Consider the following 18,511-nt stretch of genomic DNA (forward strand, 5'->3'; position numbering starts at 1 on the left):
AATTTTTTCAAAACCAGTCTTTGACCTACAGTTTAAAACCGAAGGCTCTTGATATTAATAACAGCACAGACAGTTTTTTATTTGACAAGCGTTTAGGATATTGTGTGCATTTTGCATCTTCTTTTGTGACAATGGCCCGTATGTCTGGTATACCTTCACGCATCGTTACAGGGTATAAAGCCGACCAAGCCAACAGTTTTAACAATTATCTGGCTGTAAAGGAGCGTGATGCTCATGCTTGGGCTGAACTTTATATCGGTGAACACTGGGTGAGATTTGAAACTACCAGTACAGCATCAGCCATAGATGACGACACAGTAGAAATACTCGGTGCAAATAATACATTCTTTGAAAGAGTGAATCTCCAGCTCATGTATATAAAGTATCAAGTAGAGACATGGATACTCTACTACAGTCATATCCGTCAACTGCAACTGATCCAATACGCAAAAGAGAATCCCAGATTTGTCTTACTTTTTGTATTCTCTTTACTTGCCCTCGTCTTGATCACTTTTAGCATCTCTTTATATTTCCGTCGTCCCCGATGTACCCATAAAGTACTATGTATACTCGAGCCTCTTTTAAAGAAGCTCAAGAAAGAAGGCTACATTAGACAAAAAGATGAAACCATGCACCAGTACTTCTTAAGATACATGAAAGATCATCCGGAAAAAAGTGCACTAAAAGAGGTGGATAACTGTTATGAACTTATCTCTTATGGCGGTGACACTTCATCTGCTACAATGAAGCAATTAAAACGTATGGTCAAAAAGAGTCTCTCTTCTTAGAGATCGTGTCTCTTAAAAAAATGGTTAACCTTCCTTAAGTATAGTAATACAGAGGATTCAAAGCAACCTCTTAGATGATTTTAAATAAAATTATAAACCAATTCTCATAGGGAGACACCACCTTAATGATTAAGAAAAGCAAAAAAGTTATTGTTGCGGGACTTGTAAGCACTTTGACTGTCGCATACATGTTCGGATCTTTCGCCCAAGCCAAAGATACTGCTGCAAAAACCTATGCACCTTCTACCGCCAAGGAAAAGCTGGAAGCCTACATCAAATTTACACAAATTCTTAATGTGATCGAGAGCCAATATGTGGATGATATCAATACCACAGACCTCGTAGATAAAGCACTAAAAGGACTTATGGCCAATCTCGACTCTCACTCTTCTTTTATGGACACTAAAGAGTTTAAAGACCTCTCTGTCCAGACGAAAGGTGAATTTGGAGGTTTAGGGATCTCCATAGGTATGAAAGACGGTGCACTGACCGTTATTGCCCCTATCAGTGACACACCTGCAGATAAAGCGGGAATCAAAGCCGGTGATATCATTTTAAAGATCAATGACACAGCCACTATCGGCATGAGTATCGATGAGTCGGTAAAATTGATGAGAGGGAAGCCTAAAACCTCTTTGATCTTAACGATCATCCGTAAAGGGGAAGCGAAACCTCTTGAAGTGAAGATCACTAGAGATATCATTAAAATTCAGTCTGTCTATGCAAAGACCATAGAAAATGATCTACTCTATATCCATGTTACTTCTTTTGACCAAAAAGTAGTACAAGGTGTAAAAGACGCTATCAAAGAGCATAAAAATACCAAGGGTATCATCCTGGATCTAAGAAATAATCCTGGTGGACTCCTTGACCAGGCTGTCGGACTTACAGACCTTTTTGTTGATGAGGGTGTGATCGTCAGCCAAAAAGGAAAAGTGGCCAGCGAAAATATCGAGTATAGAGCGACCAAGAAAGATACAGACAAAGATACACCTCTGGTCATACTCATCAATGGAGGCTCCGCATCTGCTTCTGAGATCGTATCTGGGGCGCTTCAGGATCTAGATCGTTCTGTGCTTGTTGGAGAAAAAACATTTGGAAAGGGGTCTGTACAAGTTGTAATGCCTGTAGGTGCGGATGAAGCATTAAAGCTTACAGTTGCACGTTACTACCTTCCAAGTGGACGTACCATACAAGCTGTGGGTGTTACACCAGACATTTCTGTACCTCTTGGAAAAATAGATTTTATTGAAGACTCTGTCATGCTTAAGGAAAAAGATCTCAAAAAACACTTACAGAGTGAACTCGAGAAGATAGAGATTAACAATAACACATCATCGACAACCAAGGCAAATACAGACAACAATGCAACCAAGACAGATGATACGATCATCACTGAAGAACAGATCTATAAAGATCTACAACTCAAAAGTGCTGTAGACATCTTGAAAGCTTTGATCATCACAAATAAAGGAAAAATATAATGCCAAAGACTGAACTTTTGTATGAAGGTAAGGCAAAGAAAATCTGGAAAACAGAGGATGAAAATCTTCTTATTTCCGAATTTAAAGACAGCCTGACTGCATTTAATGGTGAAAAAAAATCATCAGAAGAAGGCAAAGGTGCCCTTAACAACCAAATATCGACAGAACTCTTCAAATATCTGGATGAAAAAGGTATCCCTACCCACTATGTAGATACCATTGATGAGAATAACATGCTGCATAAGGCTGCAGAAGTGATCAAGATCGAAGTGATCGTAAGAAATATTGCTACAGGTAGTCTTAGTAAAAACCTTGGCATTAAAGACAAAACAGTACTTCCTTTCACACTGGTGGAATTTGACTATAAGAATGATGCACTTGGAGATCCAAAATTAAATGACCAACACTGTCTTATTTTAAATTTGGTCAATGATGCATCTGAACTTGATTACATTCGTTTCATGGCAAGAAGGATCAATACCCTGCTCGTAGATTTTTACGCCGGTCTTGACATTAAAGTTGTAGACTTCAAGATCGAATTTGGTAGAGATAAAGATGGCAATATCATCCTTATCGATGAGCTAAGTCCGGACAACTTTAGACTATGGGATGCCAAAACAGATGAAAAGCTCGACAAAGACAGATTTAGACAAGGTTTGGGCGGACTCACTGAAGCCTACAAACAAGTATTAGACAGAATAAAAAACAGATAAGGAATAGTAATGACAGCAGTAGTAAACGTATTTTTAAAAGAGGGTGTTTTAGATCCACAAGGTAAAGCAGCACATCATGCGCTTGACTCTTTAGGTTTTGCCGGAGTAAATGATGTACGTATCGGTAAACAGATCATCATTAACCTTGAGACTGAAGATAGAGCGACAGCTGAAGCTGAAGTAAAAGAGATGTGTGAGACACTTCTTGCTAATACTGTTATTGAAGACTATACAATAGAGATAAACTAATATGAAAGTAGCAGTATTAAGATTTCCCGGAACAAACTGCGAGTTTGATACACAGTATGCTTTTGAAAAGTTAGGACATACTACAGAGCTTGTATGGCATGAAAGTAAAGAACTTCCAGAAGATATCGATCTTGTGGTTGTACCTGGTGGATTCTCTTATGGTGACTATCTACGTTCAGGGTCTATTGCCAGATTTTCACCGGTCATGAAAGCAGTGTCAGCGTATGCAGATGCAGGAGGAAAAGTACTTGGTATCTGTAATGGTTTCCAGATCCTTACAGAAGCAGGACTTCTTCCTGGTGCATTAAAACGTAATAACAATCTTCACTTCATCTCTAAACACCAAACACTTTGTGTCATTAACAATGACAATGCATTTTTAAACAAATGTGAGAAAGGTGAAGTATTGAACATTCCTATCGCTCATGCTGATGGTAACTATTATATCGATGAGGATGGGTTCAAAAAGCTTGAAGCAAATGGACAGATCCTTCTTCGTTACTCAGATGAGAACGGTAATCCAGTAGTGGTCAATGGTTCTGTAACATCCATTGCAGGTGTATGTAATGAAGCCAAGAATGTATTTGGTCTTATGCCTCACCCTGAACGTGCTTTAGAAGCTATACTCGGAAGTGAGGATGGTGTACGTATGCTTCAAGGTTTTGAAGCATAATGCAACACTTACGTTCTGTATGGCTCTTTATAGCCCTCATAGTAGCCTATACTACCCTGCTAAGTGCACAGAACGAATTTAAATACAGTTATATGCCCAAAAAGGTATATAATAATCAACTCTTCGCAGTAACGATCATCGCTCCTGGTAAAGATACTGAAAGTAAACCTCAATTTACTTTTGACAGATCAAGTGAAATACAGCCTCTTTTTGAAAAACCACTCAGTATTCAGAATGGTCCTGACAGCTTCTATTCCTTCTATTTTAAAGCTTCAAATGATGACATACGTATTCCTAGACTGTTTATATCCTCTGAGAGTGGAGAAGAATCACTTCCACCTAATACAGTCTATATACAATCTCTTGAACAACGTGAAGACTTCTCTCAGGTACTAGCTGCAGATATGAAGATCAAAAATTCACAAGTCTCGAACTATGATGAGAAGAGTCATATAGTCACCCTCTCCATAGAAGCCTTTGAAGCCAATCTTGAAGATATGAGGCTGGATAAAGTGCAAGAGTCCGGTATAGAAAATATCAAGCGTGATTTTGCAAAGGTTGAAGCAGAATTTTATGTAGTACTTCCTGTAGAAGAAAAAGTGCTTAAATTCACTTATTTCAACACGATCAAAAAACAGTATGAGTTTTTAGAAGTGCCTGTGGAAGTGATCGATGCTTCAGTCACGACACAGTCTGATCTCAATCCTAAAGAAGACAGTTTTGAAAAGCTGAAAAAGTATACATTTATGTTTTTGGTCGGTTTCTTTTTCATTATGTTCTTATTTAGAAGAGATTTCTTCTATCTGGTCTTTGGTGTTGTTTCTCTTATCACCCTTTTGACGTTTTATATTCCCCATAAAAAAATATGTGTAAAACAGGGTGCCCCGATTTATATTTTACCTACACAGACCAGTACTGTCAGTACGAAGATAGACCAGAAACTTGACACGATGCTGTTGAGTGAACGCGAAGGCTTTAAAAAAGTGGAATACAAAGAAGGTATCATCGGATGGGTCAAAAATGAAGATCTTTGCGACAATTAGGTTTTACTGGGGTGCATTTGTCATCTCATTTAATACCGCTGTTTTTATGATACCTGCTCTGATGCTCTTTGGCAAGTATAAAAGTACCATTGTGCATCACATCAACCGTTTGACGCTTTTTATGATGGGTGGTAGATTGGCCCAGGAAGGTACGATGGATACTACTGCAGATATGTATGTCATGAACCACCAGGGGATCGTCGATATCATCGGCCTTGAAGCTTTACAGAACAACCATTTACGCTGGGTTGCGAAGAAAGAGCTTTTTGAAACACCATGGTTCGGTAATCTTTTACGTCATGGAGAGATGATCTCACTGGATCGCCAAAACAAAGCAGGACTCATAAAACTCATCAAAGATGTAAAAGAGTCTAAGGAAGTATTACATCGTCCTGTAGCGATATTCCCAGAAGGAACAAGAACAAATACACAACCCCTACTTCCTTTTAAACCGGGAACAAAGATCATAGCAGAGAAGCTGGGACTGCGTATACAACCCATCGTTATCACAGGCAGTAAATGGGTCTTAAATGAACATATCCGAACAGCACACAGTGGGACTGTAAAATATACTTTTTTACCTAGTTTCAATGTAGATAGTAATGACAAAGAGTGGTTTGATACACTGAGAGAAAATATGCAAAAGGTTATAGATGACGAGTTTAGCAACAATCATTGCAGTCGCTAGCGGTGGTGCCATAGGGGCAACACTGAGACTTCTGATCAACGGAGCGGTCAATAAGCATTTTGTACATGCACTTCCCTTAGGGACATTGGCAGTCAATTTTATAGGAAGTCTGATCATAGGTATGCTTTTTGCTTACTTCCATCTAAACACTTCACTCACTCCCCATGTTAAAACCTTTTTGGTGACAGGGATACTCGGTGCACTGACCACATACTCTACCTTTGCTATAGAGAGCTTCTTCTTACTTGAAGCCGGTCATTATCTGCATGCCTTTGCCAACATCGCTCTTAACCTTTTTGGTACCATACTGCTTGCAGGTATAGGATACCTTCTCATACTACAAATTTCAAAATAGGAAAAACATTGTCAACACTAAACGAAGAGATAGAAAAACACATTAAAAAGCTTGTATACCCGCTTAAAGAGCCAGAAGAGCTGTTAGAAGTACTCAAGGTCAAACTGACTAAAAAAGAGTTCAAACTCTTAAGATCATGGGCAGATGAAGTGCCACAATCAGAGATACAAGCTGATCTCAATCTTGATGAAGAACGTTACGGTGAACTCTCAACAAAGCTCATTAAGAAACTTAATCAAGAGAAGATCAAACAGGCTATGTGCATCTAGCCTACAATATCAAAAATAAAGAGCACGCATTATAGAACATGTGAAGAAAGATACTAGCCCCAATGTGTCCATACTGCTCTTTAAAATACCCGAAGACCAAAGAAGGTACAAAAACAAGCATTGCCCATAACGGTGTATGATGTACGAAATGCATCGCAACAAATAGTAGAGATGTTATGAAGTTAGCAACTGATATGTAAAAAAGAGATGGATACTGTTTCGTCTTTGAAGCAATGAACTCCTGGATCACTCCACGAAAAGCCAACTCCTCCACTACCGGATAAATAATGATCAGAAAAAATAGAGATCGAGTATCGAAGTCTAGTAGATCAATATCAAATATTTGATGTTGAAATAGAGTGTTATAAAGAAGGATAAACAGAGGAGCAGCCAGGACAGCCGCTCCTAAATGAATATGTATTTTATTCACAAAGAAGACTATTTAATAAATCTTCTTCTGAAAGGATAGAGTAATCCCAGAGCCATCATCACTAGGAACATCATGTCAAAGTTCTTGCTGTCAGGGTTGTATGTACAACCTCCACCACCACTGCTTGGGTTTATAACATCTGCAGGTGGTGTGACTGGGGTTATCTCTGCCGTTGTCTCTGCTGTCAAGTTTTGCTCGACACCATCAGCACCGTATCTTACATCGGTATAATACGCAGTTACAACTGTACCATCTTGCACTGCCAGGATACCATTATTATCTATAGCCACAGTTTCTGTTTCTAATGATCCTATAAATAATGAACTGTTTGCATCTCTTTCTATCAATAGAACACTTTCTTCTCCACCTAAACTACTTTTTACAACAACAGTTAAGTTTTCTTCTTTCGTTGGATCCGTATTAAGATCAGTATCGGCAACAGCCACTCTTAATGTTGTACCTGCAGTAAACGTTGGTTCAGGTACAATTGTAATATTTCCTTCCGAACTGAATACAGGTAATGCAGGTGGCACAGTTGTGTGTATAGGTGCTGTTTGATTACTATCTACATACGGTGTAATACGTAAGATAAATGTATCACCTATAGCACTCTTTGCCCCAACATTTATAATATAATTTAGCCCAAGATTCAATACGTCTTCAATTTTTCCTACGCTATATAAAGGATTAAGTGCCCACTGTTGAAGGTCCACATCATCCACTGGTGCCCAATTGTCAGCCATACCTTTATACCAATCTACAGGTAAATTTGTTCCAGGAGGTACACCCCAGAATGCCATTAAATCAGCATCTGTGCTAGGATCATTGTCATCATCATAGAAGATACCATATGGTGCCCACTCAGAATGTATCCAGTCACCAAAGAGTTGAGGGTAATTTCCTCCAGGTACACTACCTGTATCACCAGCTAATGGAGCTGTATTATATATACTATAGTTACCTTCACCCAAAGTAGATGGATAATAAGCTCTATCAATATCAAAGAATCCTATCTCATCAAAATGACCCTCTTCTATTGGCCCCCATAAACCATGTGCAAAGTTTGCAAACTCATCAGGGAGAAAAATATTATAATCTCTTGATGCTATATCACCTTCACCGATACCTAATGAAAGTGTTAGATTCGGATCCGTAGTAGGAACACCTAGAAGTCCATACTTTAATACTTCAACTTTATATCCTGCTAGACGCGCACCTGTATAGTTATTAATCTTTGAAAAAACTTGGTATCGAACTACATTTTCAGCATCAGGATCGTTAGGATCAAGTTTAAATACTATATCAACTGGGTTACCATATCCTGCTATATACTTTCCTAGCAGATCTTTGTTCACAGTAGTTGGCTGGAGGTTTATTTTAAAACGTTTATGGGTTTGAAACCCACTTGAACAGATAGTAGGAACAGGGCCTGCGTCAGCAGTTGTATCCAAATATCCACTCTCACCTGTTCCCGTATTATACTCATCCAAATAAGAAGTCGTCATGATACAATTTGATGGTTTACCATGTTTTGTTCCAGTGTCATCATTAATGACTTTTATTCCTGCAGGTTCACCTACAGGCCAATCTTTACCATGCAATTTTCCCCTTACTTCACCACCTGTGCTAATTATAGATTCAAAACTCATAGTATCGTCCATCTCTGGATATACTGCACTCGCCTGTAAAATGTCTCCATAAATAATATCACTAAAATCACTATCACTAGTTATATTGACTACAACATTATCCAAGCTCCATCCACCATAACCAAATTGTGTACTATCAAAAACAGTATCACCTGGTGTTGCACCGATGATTTTACCTGCATATACACTTGACCCAAGCAGCATCGCTGCCGCTACACTCATACCTAAAATTTTATTTTTATAGTTTTTTTTCATGATTTTATCTCCCCGATATTTTTACTATACATTCTATTGTACTCAATAAATGTTAACTCAATGTTAAATTATATTTATTTTCTTAAAACAGCATATTGAAACTAATGAGGAAATCTCTATAGTCTTCTATATCTGATCTTGACGGTTTTGCCCAGCTATGCTCTACCGTCAGCTTCATAGGTAGGTAGTACTTGAACGAATAGTCCATTCCAACGGTGATGGCATTATCCAAATCTTTTACATTGATGTGTTTTGTATTAGAATAAGCATAAAGATCATTCATTGTAAGGTACGCAAGTTTCACACCAAAACCTGGAGCAAGATTGACTTCACCTCCTACAGAGAATGCTTCATTATCAATATTATCTAGATCTTTAGAGCTACCAGCACCTATACCTGTATAGGTCACTTCATTTTTAAAGACTTTACTCATCGTTAAAGTAGCACTTTTATCACCGATGTAACCCTCTACCATGAAGTCCATTCCATAGGTCTCACGCTCTATGCTGAGAGAACTCGTACTAGATACAGTCTCCCCACCTTTAATAATAAATCCACCTAAGATAACATTATAACTACCTAGAGGGTATTCATATGCGATTCTAGCAAAAGGAATCATATTACTTGTAAGATCCATTTGGTTATTATCTTGCCCCTGAGCATACATACCCACGGTTGCAAACACATGATCACCATCTGCCAGTGCACCGTCCTTATCAAAGTAGGCTTGTAGTCCTGTTGCAGCACCTGTGCCAATCTCTGTTGCCTGTAGTGCATTGGAGAGTCTTCTTATGTCAAACGTTCTAAACGGTTTATAAAGACCTGAATTATAGATCTCCATACCGGAGAATGGACCAAAATCAGCTGTAGAGTACGCTGCTAATCCCATGTATCCATCTTCTATCTCTTGTGCATAAACCATTTTACCTGAAATGGAATTATCATTCTGAGATTTGTAAGAGAGGTTGACAAGAGCTCCAAAATTATTTGTCACCCTTCCCCCCACAAACAATGCAGCTGTTCTAGGTACAGATAAAATACCGTCATTGGTTACCGTAGTAGCTTTGACCACTCCAGATTCACTCGGTTTATTATCTGTCTTTTCGTAAATAGACTTGAACATCACAGATGGATTGATATCCGAACCGCTACTGTTTGCATCTGTGAACTTCTGGCTCATGGTCATACCTGAAGCCAAAAACTTTCTACCAAATTTATTGAGTCTTTCTATGTGTTGTATATGACATGCCGTACAGTCCATACCTGTCTGTGTAGCAAACATAGGCATAGCCATTACTTCAGTTGTCAAACTGATGAATCCAAGTAGCCCGACTGCTACCAAACTCTGTTTATTCATTTTCTTCATTTTTACTCCCTTCCTTTAAAAATAGTCTTATACTATTTATTTAATTCTAGCATAAATGATTCTCAATAAACAAGATAGATAACCTTAATTCAAACGATATATGTATATAATAAAGCCAAATTAGTTGAAAGGGGAATAGTATGTCGTTCATAAAAATAGGAGTATCACTTTTTGCAGTAAGCTTTCTTTCTGCATCACCCACTCATACAATTTATGTACAAAAATGTGCTAGCTGCCACGGTGTGAATGGAGATATGAAGGCAATGGGAACTTCTAAAGCGATCAAAGAGATGCCAGTCGAAGAGATAGAAAAAGCACTCATCAGCTATGCGTCAGGCGAAAGAAAGGCACTGCCCTTTGTTAAAAGTATAAAAGAAACTTTTATGAAAAATCACACTAAAGAAGAGCTTCATGAAGTTGCTACCTATATTCATGGCCTAAAATAAGAAGTATGTGAAGGAGTAAGGGTATCCTGTGAGTCACAGATACCCGTCAAATATTATCTATAGAAGAGGTGCTAGGTGCTATTTAAATAGCCCTTTTTTAGTGACGACCGCCACCACCTCTTTGTCCACCCATCGAGCCCATATTCGATCTATTTGAATTTGTACCTTTATACTCATACTGGTTTTGATATTGATATTTATATTGGTTTTTTTCACCACTACCGTCTTTGAGTCTTTTTTGATACTGTTGTTGAAGTTTTTGTTCCATTCTAAGATGTTGCTGTAAACTGTCCTCTGCAGCAACTAAAGAAGGTGTGGCTAAAAGTGCTACAGCACCCAATGTTAATAAAGTTTTTTTCATAGTAGATCCTTTAAATGTAAATATTATGTGTTACATTCAAAGTATAGGATAAGAGTGTGAAGCGTCTATGAAGTAAAAGAGGTCTATCTTCGACCTCCTCCGCCACCGCTACCTGATCCACCACCCATGGATCCTCCCATGCCTGAATTACCACCATATCCACTCATGAAGTTACCCTGTGCCGAACCATCATTGAATTTGAATTTAAATCTTGATCTGTTGTCATAGTCATAACTTTCTGATTTTTTTTCGGCCGCAGCTTCATTTCCAGATCCTATACCATTTGATTTATATTCATCTTTAAATACAAAACGTTTCTTCTTTTTAGAAGGTTTCTTTTGAGGCTCAGGTTTGGTCAGTGCTTTCTTCTGACCTGCCTGTTGAAGGATATTCCCTAATCCTTTCTCCTCTGCATGAAGTGACATGGCGCCAAATATACAAAGTGTAGGAAGTATATATTTACATTTCATCATTAGCACCTTACTCAATTTTTGTTTATTATAGTAAAAAAGTATGAAAGAAGTATGAAAAACTCTTTTCCTGAGTATGTTATAATCATAGTAAATATCAGGAGTGCCGATGAAAATTTTATTATTGGAAGATGATATAGGTTTGGCCGATATCATGTCAGAGTATCTTGAAGACAATGATTTTGATCTAGACCTTGTCTATGATGGGGAAGAAGCACTGAATAGAGCCTATGAGACACAGTATGACCTCTATATCTTCGATGTCAATGTGCCTGCGATCAAAGGTTTTGATCTATTGAAAACACTGCGAGACAATGGTGATGCCACCCCTACGATATTTGTCACATCTCTCAATGACATAGAGGATGTATCACAAGGCTTTGAAAGCGGTGCAGATGATTACCTCAAAAAACCTTTCGAACTTGCCGAACTTCTTTTACGTATTAAAAACATCCAGAAGCGTTCTTTTGCACAAAAACGTTCTAACATGATACAGATAGATAAAGATATCACTTTTGATATAGATACGGAATTACTCCATACAGGTGGAGAGAGTGTTTCTCTGCCACAAAAAGAACTTAAACTGCTTAAACACTTTTTGAAACATCCCAATGAGGTCGTCACATTTGAAAGTCTGTATGATGTACTCTGGGACTATGATGAAACAGCCTCAGCTGAATCTCTAAGGGCACATATAAAAAATCTTAGAAAACACCTGACCAAAGATATGATACAGAACCTTAGAGGTCTTGGTTACAGGTTTGAAATGGAAACTTCAGACTGATGAAGGCTAGTACCAAAAGTGTCATTATTTTCATGGTTGTCTACCTGGGGTCACTCAGTATTTTAGCCACATGGGTGGGGTATCTTAATTATATAGACCGTAAGAATGCTTTGATCGAGAAGATGCATTTGGAAATGCGATACAAAGCGAGAAGTATCAATGCACAGTTGGAATACTACCATATGAACAAAAGTGAGCAATTCACTTTTTATGAAGAAGGGTATGACATCGCACTCTATGATAACAAAAGAGAACTCCTAGCTTCCACATTCATGGATGATATTGATTTTTCCAAACTCTTCTATGCCGATGATGACGAATACTATCTTGTAGAGACACTCTACAAAGAGTATCTTGATGTTAAATACATAGTGATCAAGAAACCTCTTGATATACAACAGTTAAATGAGATCCTTGAAGAGATCACTCTCATAGCTTTTTATGGATTTATTTTTATACTTTTTGTCGCACTTCTCTTGGCCAAGATCATGTTATCTCCCATCAAAAGATCCATCGCCTCTCTCACCAAATTCATGAAAGATGCCACCCATGAGATGAATACTCCCATCAGTACGATACTCATGAGCTATGAACATATGGACAAACACAATCTCGATGCAAAACAGATTCGCTCACTTGATCGTATAGATATCGCAACCAAAACCCTCTCCAGTCTTTACCGAGACCTCTCTTTTGCTTCTTTCCATGACTATATAGAGTATGAAGACACACCAATAGATGTCAAAGAGGTGATCCTTGAAAGAATCAAGTATATGGATACACTCATACAGTTTAAAGGGCTAAAGGTCAGCACTGCATTACAACCCAAGACGATCTATATGGATCAACGAAAACTTATCTTGCTTATAGACAACCTTCTCTCAAATGCGATAAAGTTCTCTAAAAAAAACGGTGAGATCGAAGTAAGTTTGACTGAGAACTATTTTTCTGTAAAAGATAATGGCATCGGTATTTCAAAAGAAGATCAAAAAAGTATCTTTGATCGTTTTAAATCCACGAACAGTTTACATGGCGGATTTGGTGTGGGATTGGATATAGTGAATCAGATCTGTAAAGAGTATCATATAAAGATCGAACTGGAGTCAGAGCCTAAAAAAGGAAGTACATTTAGACTGGTATGGCCAGAACAAAAATTTAATAAATAAGATGTGTATTTACGCGACTTTACGTCCGGCATAGTAGTTGATCTTCCAGCCATCTTTCTCTTTTGAAAAATAGAGTTTCTTTATTTTACCATCTTCTGTATAGTTAATGGTCTGTCGTTCTTCACCGTTCCATGATACAGACTTCATTTCGATCACAGGCGACTTTTTTCTGGAAATAAGATCATAAGAGAGTTTATGTTCGACTTCACTCAATGCATCTGCATCTTTTCCTATCACTTTTAAATGTGACTTGAACTCTGGGTCTCTCAATGATAATCTTAAACCAAACGTTTCCAGAGTCATCATATATGACTCTGGTGTCATCAACTCTTTGACCGTTGAGAGATCACCACTATATAATGATGTATAGTAAACACTGAGTATATCTTTAGGCTCTAACAGTGAGTACGTCTTGCTACTGTTTTTTAACATCATTGATTATACTCTTTCAATCGCTGCCTGAAATGCATCAAGGTGACTTAAACTACCTTCTTTAAGGCTTTCAAATACAGAGACTACATCTTCTGGCATACCTTCAGCCGCATGTTCCAGATCTTCTATGTCAGTATATTCGATCAATTCGCCTATTTTGAGTGCATCAAGAAGTGATTCTTCACCTTCACCCACACAGGTATCATAGAGTTCTTGAAGTACAGGCAATACAAAGCTTCCTACTGCATCTTCATCTACACCTGAAGTATCCACACCGTATTTTTCACAAAGTTCTCTTGCCGAATCCATATGTCTCTGTTCTGATACCTGAATCGATGCAAAAGTATTTTCATCTGTATAGATATTACCTAAAGTAATATATACATCTCTGGCTACCTTTTCTTCCTGGTATATATAGAAGAGCATATCTTTTTGATCTTCAGTCAATACCACAGTAGTATCCGTAGTCTCTTTTTTTGCATAAGCTGAAGATGAAAGCAATGTTACACCACTTGCACCTGCAACCAACATTTTAGTTAAAAAACTTCTTCTATCTTTAATAGTATTCTTATTCATGTTAATCCTTTTAGAATATGTATTAATTACGAAAGCAGTATAAAATAGAAGTATGAAGAAAGTGTGAAACAAGATATCACACTTTATAAAGAGGAAGTATTTATACTTTAGTTGAACAGTAGGGTTGATTCGTCTCTTTTTTGATAGAACGCAGTATAACATCATCCATACTGAGCTCATCGATGTGTCTCTTACCCATTACGGCAAGCAGTGTACGTACACCATGAAGGAGTTGATGATGATAGAATGCGATGTGCTTTGATTTTTCAATGACAAGATATTTACTTCTTTTGGCTTCATTCATGGTATTAAGCCCGACAGGACAGTCTCTACCGTTTGCACCACTACACTCTCTCGCACGTATACAACCTGCTGCGATCATAAAACCTCTGGCAATATTGATAAAATCAGCACCATGACAAAGCAGATCAACGACATCATCAGGTGTCAGTACCTTCTCACTCGCTATGATCTTAATATGCTCTCTGAGTTCATACTCGTTGAGCACTTGATTGACTATAAGGAGTGCTTCACGTATCGGTAGACCTATTTTACTCATCATCTCCAAGGGTGCAGTTGCAGAACCACCATCCCCACCATCTATGGTAATGAAATCAGCAATATCTTTCCCCTCTGAGACTCTTTTTTTCAGCGCTTTCGCATAGGTCTCAAAATTCTCTCGTGATGAGATAACGATCTTAAAACCTACCGGTTTACCTGATAGTTTCTGTAAACGTTCAATAAAGTCAAAAAATGTCTCCATATCGGTAGCATAAGGAAAACGGTTAGGGCTTACCAGGTCTTTGTGTGCAGGAACGCCTCTATAGTATGCGATATCATCACTGACCTTTGTTGCAAGAAGCTTACCTCCTGTCTGTTTTGCCCCCTGTGCCAGTTTTACTTCGGTCATACGACAGAAACGCATCACTTTTTGGTAAAGGTCATCACTGAAATTCCCCTCCTCATCTCTTACACCGTACAGGCCGCTTCCCATCTGGAACGTAATATCCGGTATACCTTCTGATATGGATTCGGGAAATGACTCTAAGGGACTATGCCAATTAATACGAAAATAGACCAATCTGGTTCTATCAAATATAAAAGACCCTCTATCTATTTGTCGTACGACCATACGTCTATAAAGGCGTTGAGACACTTCTCTGTTGGTAAAGAATCTCATTATTCTATAGATAGACTTAGCGAACCATGTGCCCTCTTTCATCTCAAGATAAGAACTTTCACAATCCTTGAGGTTGAGTGTGGCAAGGAAGTTAGAAGTCAAACCACCCTCACCCGTATTAATAGGGAACTGTCCATTAAAAGCACCACGTGCATAAGCGCGTGTTCCCTCCGGTGATACCGCCCCATCACTCATAGCTGATCTGCCTATGATACTTTTACTCTCAAAGGGTATTTTTCTATTTTCACCAAATCGTACAGAAAATTCAGCTTGTACTTCATGCAGTTCATTGACAAAATTGGCATGTCTAAAAAGTGATTTTTGATTACCGTAAGGATTTGAAGGAGAAAAAGACAAATAAGGGTTTTCTCCATGTGACACTTTATTGATCCAATCAATTTTTTCAAAAGAATCATAAAATGTCTCATCACCAAAATATTGACGCATTGGGTTCCGCAGCATATAAAAAAGATATCGCATGCGTCCTATAAGAGGGAAATTAATAAGAAGTTGATTTTTTCTTTGTATAAATCTATCATAAATTGCGATATTGATAAGTACTAGTATCAATAAAAAAAGTAGAATTTTTATAAATACTCCCCAGTCTGCTGAAAAGAGAGGAAAATATGAGAACAGGTCTTCTTTAGTCATCTACTGATCCTTGAAAAATACTCTGTCTAAACTATATTTTCCTGCACCAAAAAAGGCAAGAAAGAGTAGAAAGAGCAGATAGTAAAGTGGTATCTCGAATCCATTATCTGCAACAGAGAATCCATTGTCTATATGAACAAAAAATATCGCACCTATCATCACACACGACAACAATAAAGAAATATAACGTGTAAACAATCCCAAAGATAAAAGGATAATGCCCATGGTTTCGATACTTGAAACAAGATATGTTGATACAAAGGGTAAAGGTATAGACATACTGTCAAACCATGTTACCGTATCTTCCAGATTATTGATCTTAAGTAAAGCCGGTGTAGCAAATCCATAGGACAGGATCAGTCTGATAGCTAATATTATAAGGTTTTTAGGATACGAAAAAAGAACAGCGACCTCACTCATAAAATTTTTCATAGATCCCTCCTTTAAGATTAAAACACATATTTATAAAATAATATAATATACTATAATATATTATATGGGCTTAGAACTAAATCGGCACTCACCCAATGTAATGATCTTTCCCTTTTCAATCTGCGAGATGATATACTTTAAAGTAGACTCCGGATCTGTTTCAGGCATCTCTTCTGCTATCATACGAAGTGCATCTTTTTCACTGGTTTTCTGCCATCTTTTTTCATAGGTATATTGTGTATATATTTCCACCAATTTATATCCAACCCAGTTCAGCAAAGATAGGTTCCATCTCCATCCACCAGTTTTCAAACCGTACAGAGACCTCTGCAATAGCATCATCCTCTTCTTTCCACTCTTTGAGTTTCTCTAAGATCAATGGTTTATTCTCTTCAGATACTTCAGTTGATTTTTGCACATGCTCTATGACTTCTACTATATTCTTTTTCATCTCATAACTCCTTTGTTCTTATTCTAGTTCATTCTCATATAATTGTCAATATTAACCAACTATTTATTTTGATTAGTAAATTTTAGCTAGAATAATCCAATTGATAACAAAGGGTTAAAAATCATGTTCACACAGTTTCTTCAGGATTTCATCAAAAAAGAATCATCCGCAGGGATTTTACTGATCATTGCCACTATTCTGGCATTGCTGCTGCAAAATTCTTTTATGTCATCATTCTATACAAGTTTTTTACATACGCCGGTTGAAATACGCTTTGGTGATCTCCAGATAGCCAAACCGCTCCTTTTATGGGTCAATGACGGACTCATGGCCGTATTCTTTCTCGTTATAGGTCTTGAAATTAAACGTGAAGTGAGAGAAGGTCATCTCTCTTCACTCTCACAGATCACTTTGCCGGGTATCGCTGCACTGGGTGGTATGCTCGTACCTGCTTTAATTTTCATCGCATTCAATAGAGGTGAAGATTTTTCTATGAATGGGTGGGCGATCCCTACTGCTACAGATATAGCATTCGCCTTAGGTATTCTATCTTTACTGGGGAAAAGGGTTCCTGTCTCTTTAAAAGTATTTTTGATGGCATTGGCTATTATCGATGACTTGGGTGCCATTTTGATCATTGCATTCTTTTACACCAGTGAGCTGTCAACGACTTCTATTACTATTGCAGCGATCGCACTTTTTGTACTTTTTGTAATGAACCGTATGAATATAGCCATTAAATCAGCCTATATGGTTGTGGGTATCATTCTGTGGGTCTCCGTGCTCAAATCAGGTGTACATGCCACACTTGCCGGTGTAGCACTTGCCTTTATGATCCCTCTCTCCTCTAAAGATAAAGAAGGAAACGACTTCTCCATGGCAAAAGAGATGGAATATGATCTTCATAACTGGGTGGTCTATATGATCTTGCCTCTCTTTGCTTTTGTGAATGCAGGAGTGGATCTCAAAGGCATCTCCATAGAAGAGATGGCCGGTACGGTACCACTGGGAATCATGCTTGGTCTTTTTATCGGTAAACAGGTGGGTGTATTCGGTTTCTCATGGTTAGCTATAAAAATGGGACTTGCATCTTTACCCAAAGAGAGTAACTGGATCATGCTGTATGGGGTCAGTGTCCTCACAGGTATAGGTTTTACCATGAGTCTCTTTGTCGATACCCTAGCCTATAATGATACACAGATCTATCACTATGCAGACAAGTTGGCCATTCTTCTTGGGTCATTCCTTTCAGCTATCGTAGGATATCTTATCTTACGTCTGACTACAGCTAAATCATAATCATGAAAAGAGAAAAGGTTTTATAGATATTAAAGTCTTTTTGTCCTATCATATAAAAAGGTTATGATTAGACATAGCCTATACATATTAAAGGAGAAAGTATGATTGAGAAGAAACAAATTAAAAAGTACATTAAAAAACAAATGGACAGCATGCTCAAGAAAGAGCTAAAACAAGAAGTTAAAAAGCATATAAAAGACTATAAGAAAAAAGAAAAAGCAGAGAAAGTAGCAAAAAAGAAAAAATAAGAGTCCCTGATGCTTCGCCTCGTTCACTTTACAGATGAGCGGGGGAAGAACCA

The 18,511-nt window shown here is 37.9% G+C and carries 25 protein-coding genes; 14 read left to right on the top strand and 11 right to left on the bottom strand.

Annotated features, from left to right (window positions below):
- The first annotated feature begins 20 nt into the window (after positions 1 to 20).
- From SULAR_RS03345 to SULAR_RS03385, 9 genes are all read left to right on the top strand, one after another.
- On the top strand, positions 21 to 788 hold the full coding sequence (locus tag SULAR_RS03345) for a transglutaminase family protein (RefSeq protein WP_238536353.1): 768 nt from the start codon (positions 21 to 23) through the stop codon (positions 786 to 788).
- A 125-nt stretch (positions 789 to 913) separates the two neighbouring features.
- Positions 914 to 2,272 (top strand): S41 family peptidase, encoded by a 1,359-nt coding sequence (locus tag SULAR_RS03350; protein ID WP_008242964.1) that lies wholly within the window; start codon positions 914 to 916, stop codon positions 2,270 to 2,272.
- A complete protein-coding gene (purC, locus tag SULAR_RS03355) occupies positions 2,272 to 2,985 on the top strand; it encodes a phosphoribosylaminoimidazolesuccinocarboxamide synthase (RefSeq protein WP_008242967.1) in 714 nt (237 codons plus the stop codon). Before SULAR_RS03350 ends, purC begins: the two co-directional genes overlap by 1 nt.
- Positions 2,986 to 2,994: 9 nt before the next feature.
- The gene (purS, locus tag SULAR_RS03360) at positions 2,995 to 3,234 is read left to right on the top strand and encodes a phosphoribosylformylglycinamidine synthase subunit PurS (protein WP_008242969.1); all 240 of its coding nucleotides are present in this window, start codon (positions 2,995 to 2,997) and stop codon (positions 3,232 to 3,234) included.
- Position 3,235: 1 nt separating this feature from the next.
- Positions 3,236 to 3,907 carry a phosphoribosylformylglycinamidine synthase subunit PurQ gene (gene purQ / locus SULAR_RS03365; RefSeq protein WP_008242971.1) on the top strand — a complete coding sequence of 224 codons (672 nt, stop codon included), beginning with the start codon at positions 3,236 to 3,238 and terminating at the stop codon, positions 3,905 to 3,907.
- Complete coding sequence (locus tag SULAR_RS03370) at positions 3,907 to 4,950, top strand: hypothetical protein (RefSeq protein WP_008242973.1); 1,044 nt, start codon at positions 3,907 to 3,909, stop codon at positions 4,948 to 4,950. Before purQ ends, SULAR_RS03370 begins: the two co-directional genes overlap by 1 nt.
- A complete protein-coding gene (locus tag SULAR_RS03375) occupies positions 4,928 to 5,638 on the top strand; it encodes a 1-acyl-sn-glycerol-3-phosphate acyltransferase (RefSeq protein WP_008242975.1) in 711 nt (236 codons plus the stop codon). The genes SULAR_RS03370 and SULAR_RS03375 overlap by 23 nt, the downstream gene beginning before the upstream one ends.
- On the top strand, positions 5,604 to 5,993 hold the full coding sequence (gene crcB, locus SULAR_RS03380) for a fluoride efflux transporter CrcB (protein ID WP_008242978.1): 390 nt from the start codon (positions 5,604 to 5,606) through the stop codon (positions 5,991 to 5,993). The genes SULAR_RS03375 and crcB overlap by 35 nt, the downstream gene beginning before the upstream one ends.
- A gap of 8 nt (positions 5,994 to 6,001) precedes the next feature.
- Entirely contained in the window at positions 6,002 to 6,262 is a 261-nt protein-coding gene (locus SULAR_RS03385; RefSeq protein WP_008242980.1) for a hypothetical protein, read from the top strand.
- A 1-nt stretch (position 6,263) separates the two neighbouring features.
- Here SULAR_RS03385 and mrtJ read toward each other — a convergent pair whose 3' ends face one another.
- The 3 genes from mrtJ to SULAR_RS03400 form a co-directional block, all read right to left on the bottom strand.
- Positions 6,264 to 6,692, bottom strand: a complete 429-nt coding sequence (gene mrtJ, locus SULAR_RS03390; protein WP_008242982.1) for a JDVT-CTERM system glutamic-type intramembrane protease — start codon at positions 6,690 to 6,692, stop codon at positions 6,264 to 6,266.
- An 8-nt stretch (positions 6,693 to 6,700) separates the two neighbouring features.
- Positions 6,701 to 8,596, bottom strand: coding sequence for a choice-of-anchor F family protein (locus SULAR_RS03395; protein ID WP_008242984.1), 1,896 nt, complete (start codon positions 8,594 to 8,596; stop codon positions 6,701 to 6,703).
- An 82-nt stretch (positions 8,597 to 8,678) separates the two neighbouring features.
- Positions 8,679 to 9,962, bottom strand: coding sequence for a hypothetical protein (locus tag SULAR_RS03400; protein ID WP_008242986.1), 1,284 nt, complete (start codon positions 9,960 to 9,962; stop codon positions 8,679 to 8,681).
- Positions 9,963 to 10,102: 140 nt separating this feature from the next.
- On the opposite strand from SULAR_RS03400, the gene SULAR_RS03405 reads away from it, so the two are divergent.
- Positions 10,103 to 10,408, top strand: coding sequence for a c-type cytochrome (locus tag SULAR_RS03405; protein ID WP_008242988.1), 306 nt, complete (start codon positions 10,103 to 10,105; stop codon positions 10,406 to 10,408).
- A gap of 97 nt (positions 10,409 to 10,505) precedes the next feature.
- Here the strand turns inward: SULAR_RS03405 and SULAR_RS03410 are convergent, their stop codons facing one another.
- Positions 10,506 to 10,769 (bottom strand): hypothetical protein, encoded by a 264-nt coding sequence (locus SULAR_RS03410; RefSeq protein WP_008242990.1) that lies wholly within the window; start codon positions 10,767 to 10,769, stop codon positions 10,506 to 10,508.
- Between the two features lie 83 nt (positions 10,770 to 10,852).
- Positions 10,853 to 11,239, bottom strand: coding sequence for a hypothetical protein (locus SULAR_RS10865; protein WP_008242993.1), 387 nt, complete (start codon positions 11,237 to 11,239; stop codon positions 10,853 to 10,855).
- A 109-nt stretch (positions 11,240 to 11,348) separates the two neighbouring features.
- Here SULAR_RS10865 and SULAR_RS03415 point away from each other — a divergent pair, with 109 nt between their 5' ends.
- Together SULAR_RS03415 and SULAR_RS03420 are read left to right on the top strand one after the other, a co-directional pair.
- Positions 11,349 to 12,023: a response regulator transcription factor gene (locus tag SULAR_RS03415; protein WP_008242995.1), complete on the top strand. Its 675-nt coding sequence runs from the start codon at positions 11,349 to 11,351 to the stop codon at positions 12,021 to 12,023.
- Positions 12,023 to 13,189: a HAMP domain-containing sensor histidine kinase gene (locus SULAR_RS03420; RefSeq protein ID WP_008242997.1), complete on the top strand. Its 1,167-nt coding sequence runs from the start codon at positions 12,023 to 12,025 to the stop codon at positions 13,187 to 13,189. The genes SULAR_RS03415 and SULAR_RS03420 overlap by 1 nt, the downstream gene beginning before the upstream one ends.
- Positions 13,190 to 13,198: 9 nt before the next feature.
- On the opposite strand, the gene SULAR_RS03425 is transcribed toward SULAR_RS03420, so the two are convergent.
- The 6 genes from SULAR_RS03425 to SULAR_RS03450 form a co-directional block, all read right to left on the bottom strand.
- Complete coding sequence (locus SULAR_RS03425) at positions 13,199 to 13,621, bottom strand: hypothetical protein (RefSeq protein WP_155993749.1); 423 nt, start codon at positions 13,619 to 13,621, stop codon at positions 13,199 to 13,201.
- Positions 13,622 to 13,627: 6 nt separating this feature from the next.
- A complete protein-coding gene (locus tag SULAR_RS03430; RefSeq protein WP_008243001.1) occupies positions 13,628 to 14,197 on the bottom strand; it encodes a DUF2202 domain-containing protein in 570 nt (189 codons plus the stop codon).
- A 100-nt stretch (positions 14,198 to 14,297) separates the two neighbouring features.
- Positions 14,298 to 16,028: an FMN-binding glutamate synthase family protein gene (locus SULAR_RS03435; RefSeq protein ID WP_008243003.1), complete on the bottom strand. Its 1,731-nt coding sequence runs from the start codon at positions 16,026 to 16,028 to the stop codon at positions 14,298 to 14,300.
- The gene (locus tag SULAR_RS03440) at positions 16,029 to 16,460 is read right to left on the bottom strand and encodes a DoxX family protein (RefSeq protein WP_008243005.1); all 432 of its coding nucleotides are present in this window, start codon (positions 16,458 to 16,460) and stop codon (positions 16,029 to 16,031) included.
- 60 nt (positions 16,461 to 16,520) lie between these two features.
- Positions 16,521 to 16,712, bottom strand: a complete 192-nt coding sequence (locus SULAR_RS03445; protein ID WP_038000063.1) for a hypothetical protein — start codon at positions 16,710 to 16,712, stop codon at positions 16,521 to 16,523.
- A gap of 4 nt (positions 16,713 to 16,716) precedes the next feature.
- Complete coding sequence (locus SULAR_RS03450) at positions 16,717 to 16,911, bottom strand: hypothetical protein (protein ID WP_008243010.1); 195 nt, start codon at positions 16,909 to 16,911, stop codon at positions 16,717 to 16,719.
- Between the two features lie 123 nt (positions 16,912 to 17,034).
- Between SULAR_RS03450 and nhaA the strand changes: the two genes are divergently transcribed.
- Both nhaA and SULAR_RS11225 read left to right on the top strand, forming a co-directional pair.
- Entirely contained in the window at positions 17,035 to 18,210 is a 1,176-nt protein-coding gene (gene nhaA, locus SULAR_RS03455) for a Na+/H+ antiporter NhaA (RefSeq protein ID WP_008243013.1), read from the top strand.
- Between the two features lie 101 nt (positions 18,211 to 18,311).
- Complete coding sequence (locus tag SULAR_RS11225; RefSeq protein ID WP_008243014.1) at positions 18,312 to 18,458, top strand: hypothetical protein; 147 nt, start codon at positions 18,312 to 18,314, stop codon at positions 18,456 to 18,458.
- The last annotated feature ends 53 nt before the right edge of the window (positions 18,459 to 18,511 follow it).

It is taken from the genome of Sulfurovum sp. AR, from assembly GCF_000296775.1.
GTDB lineage: Bacteria > Campylobacterota > Campylobacteria > Campylobacterales > Sulfurovaceae > Sulfurovum > Sulfurovum xiamenensis.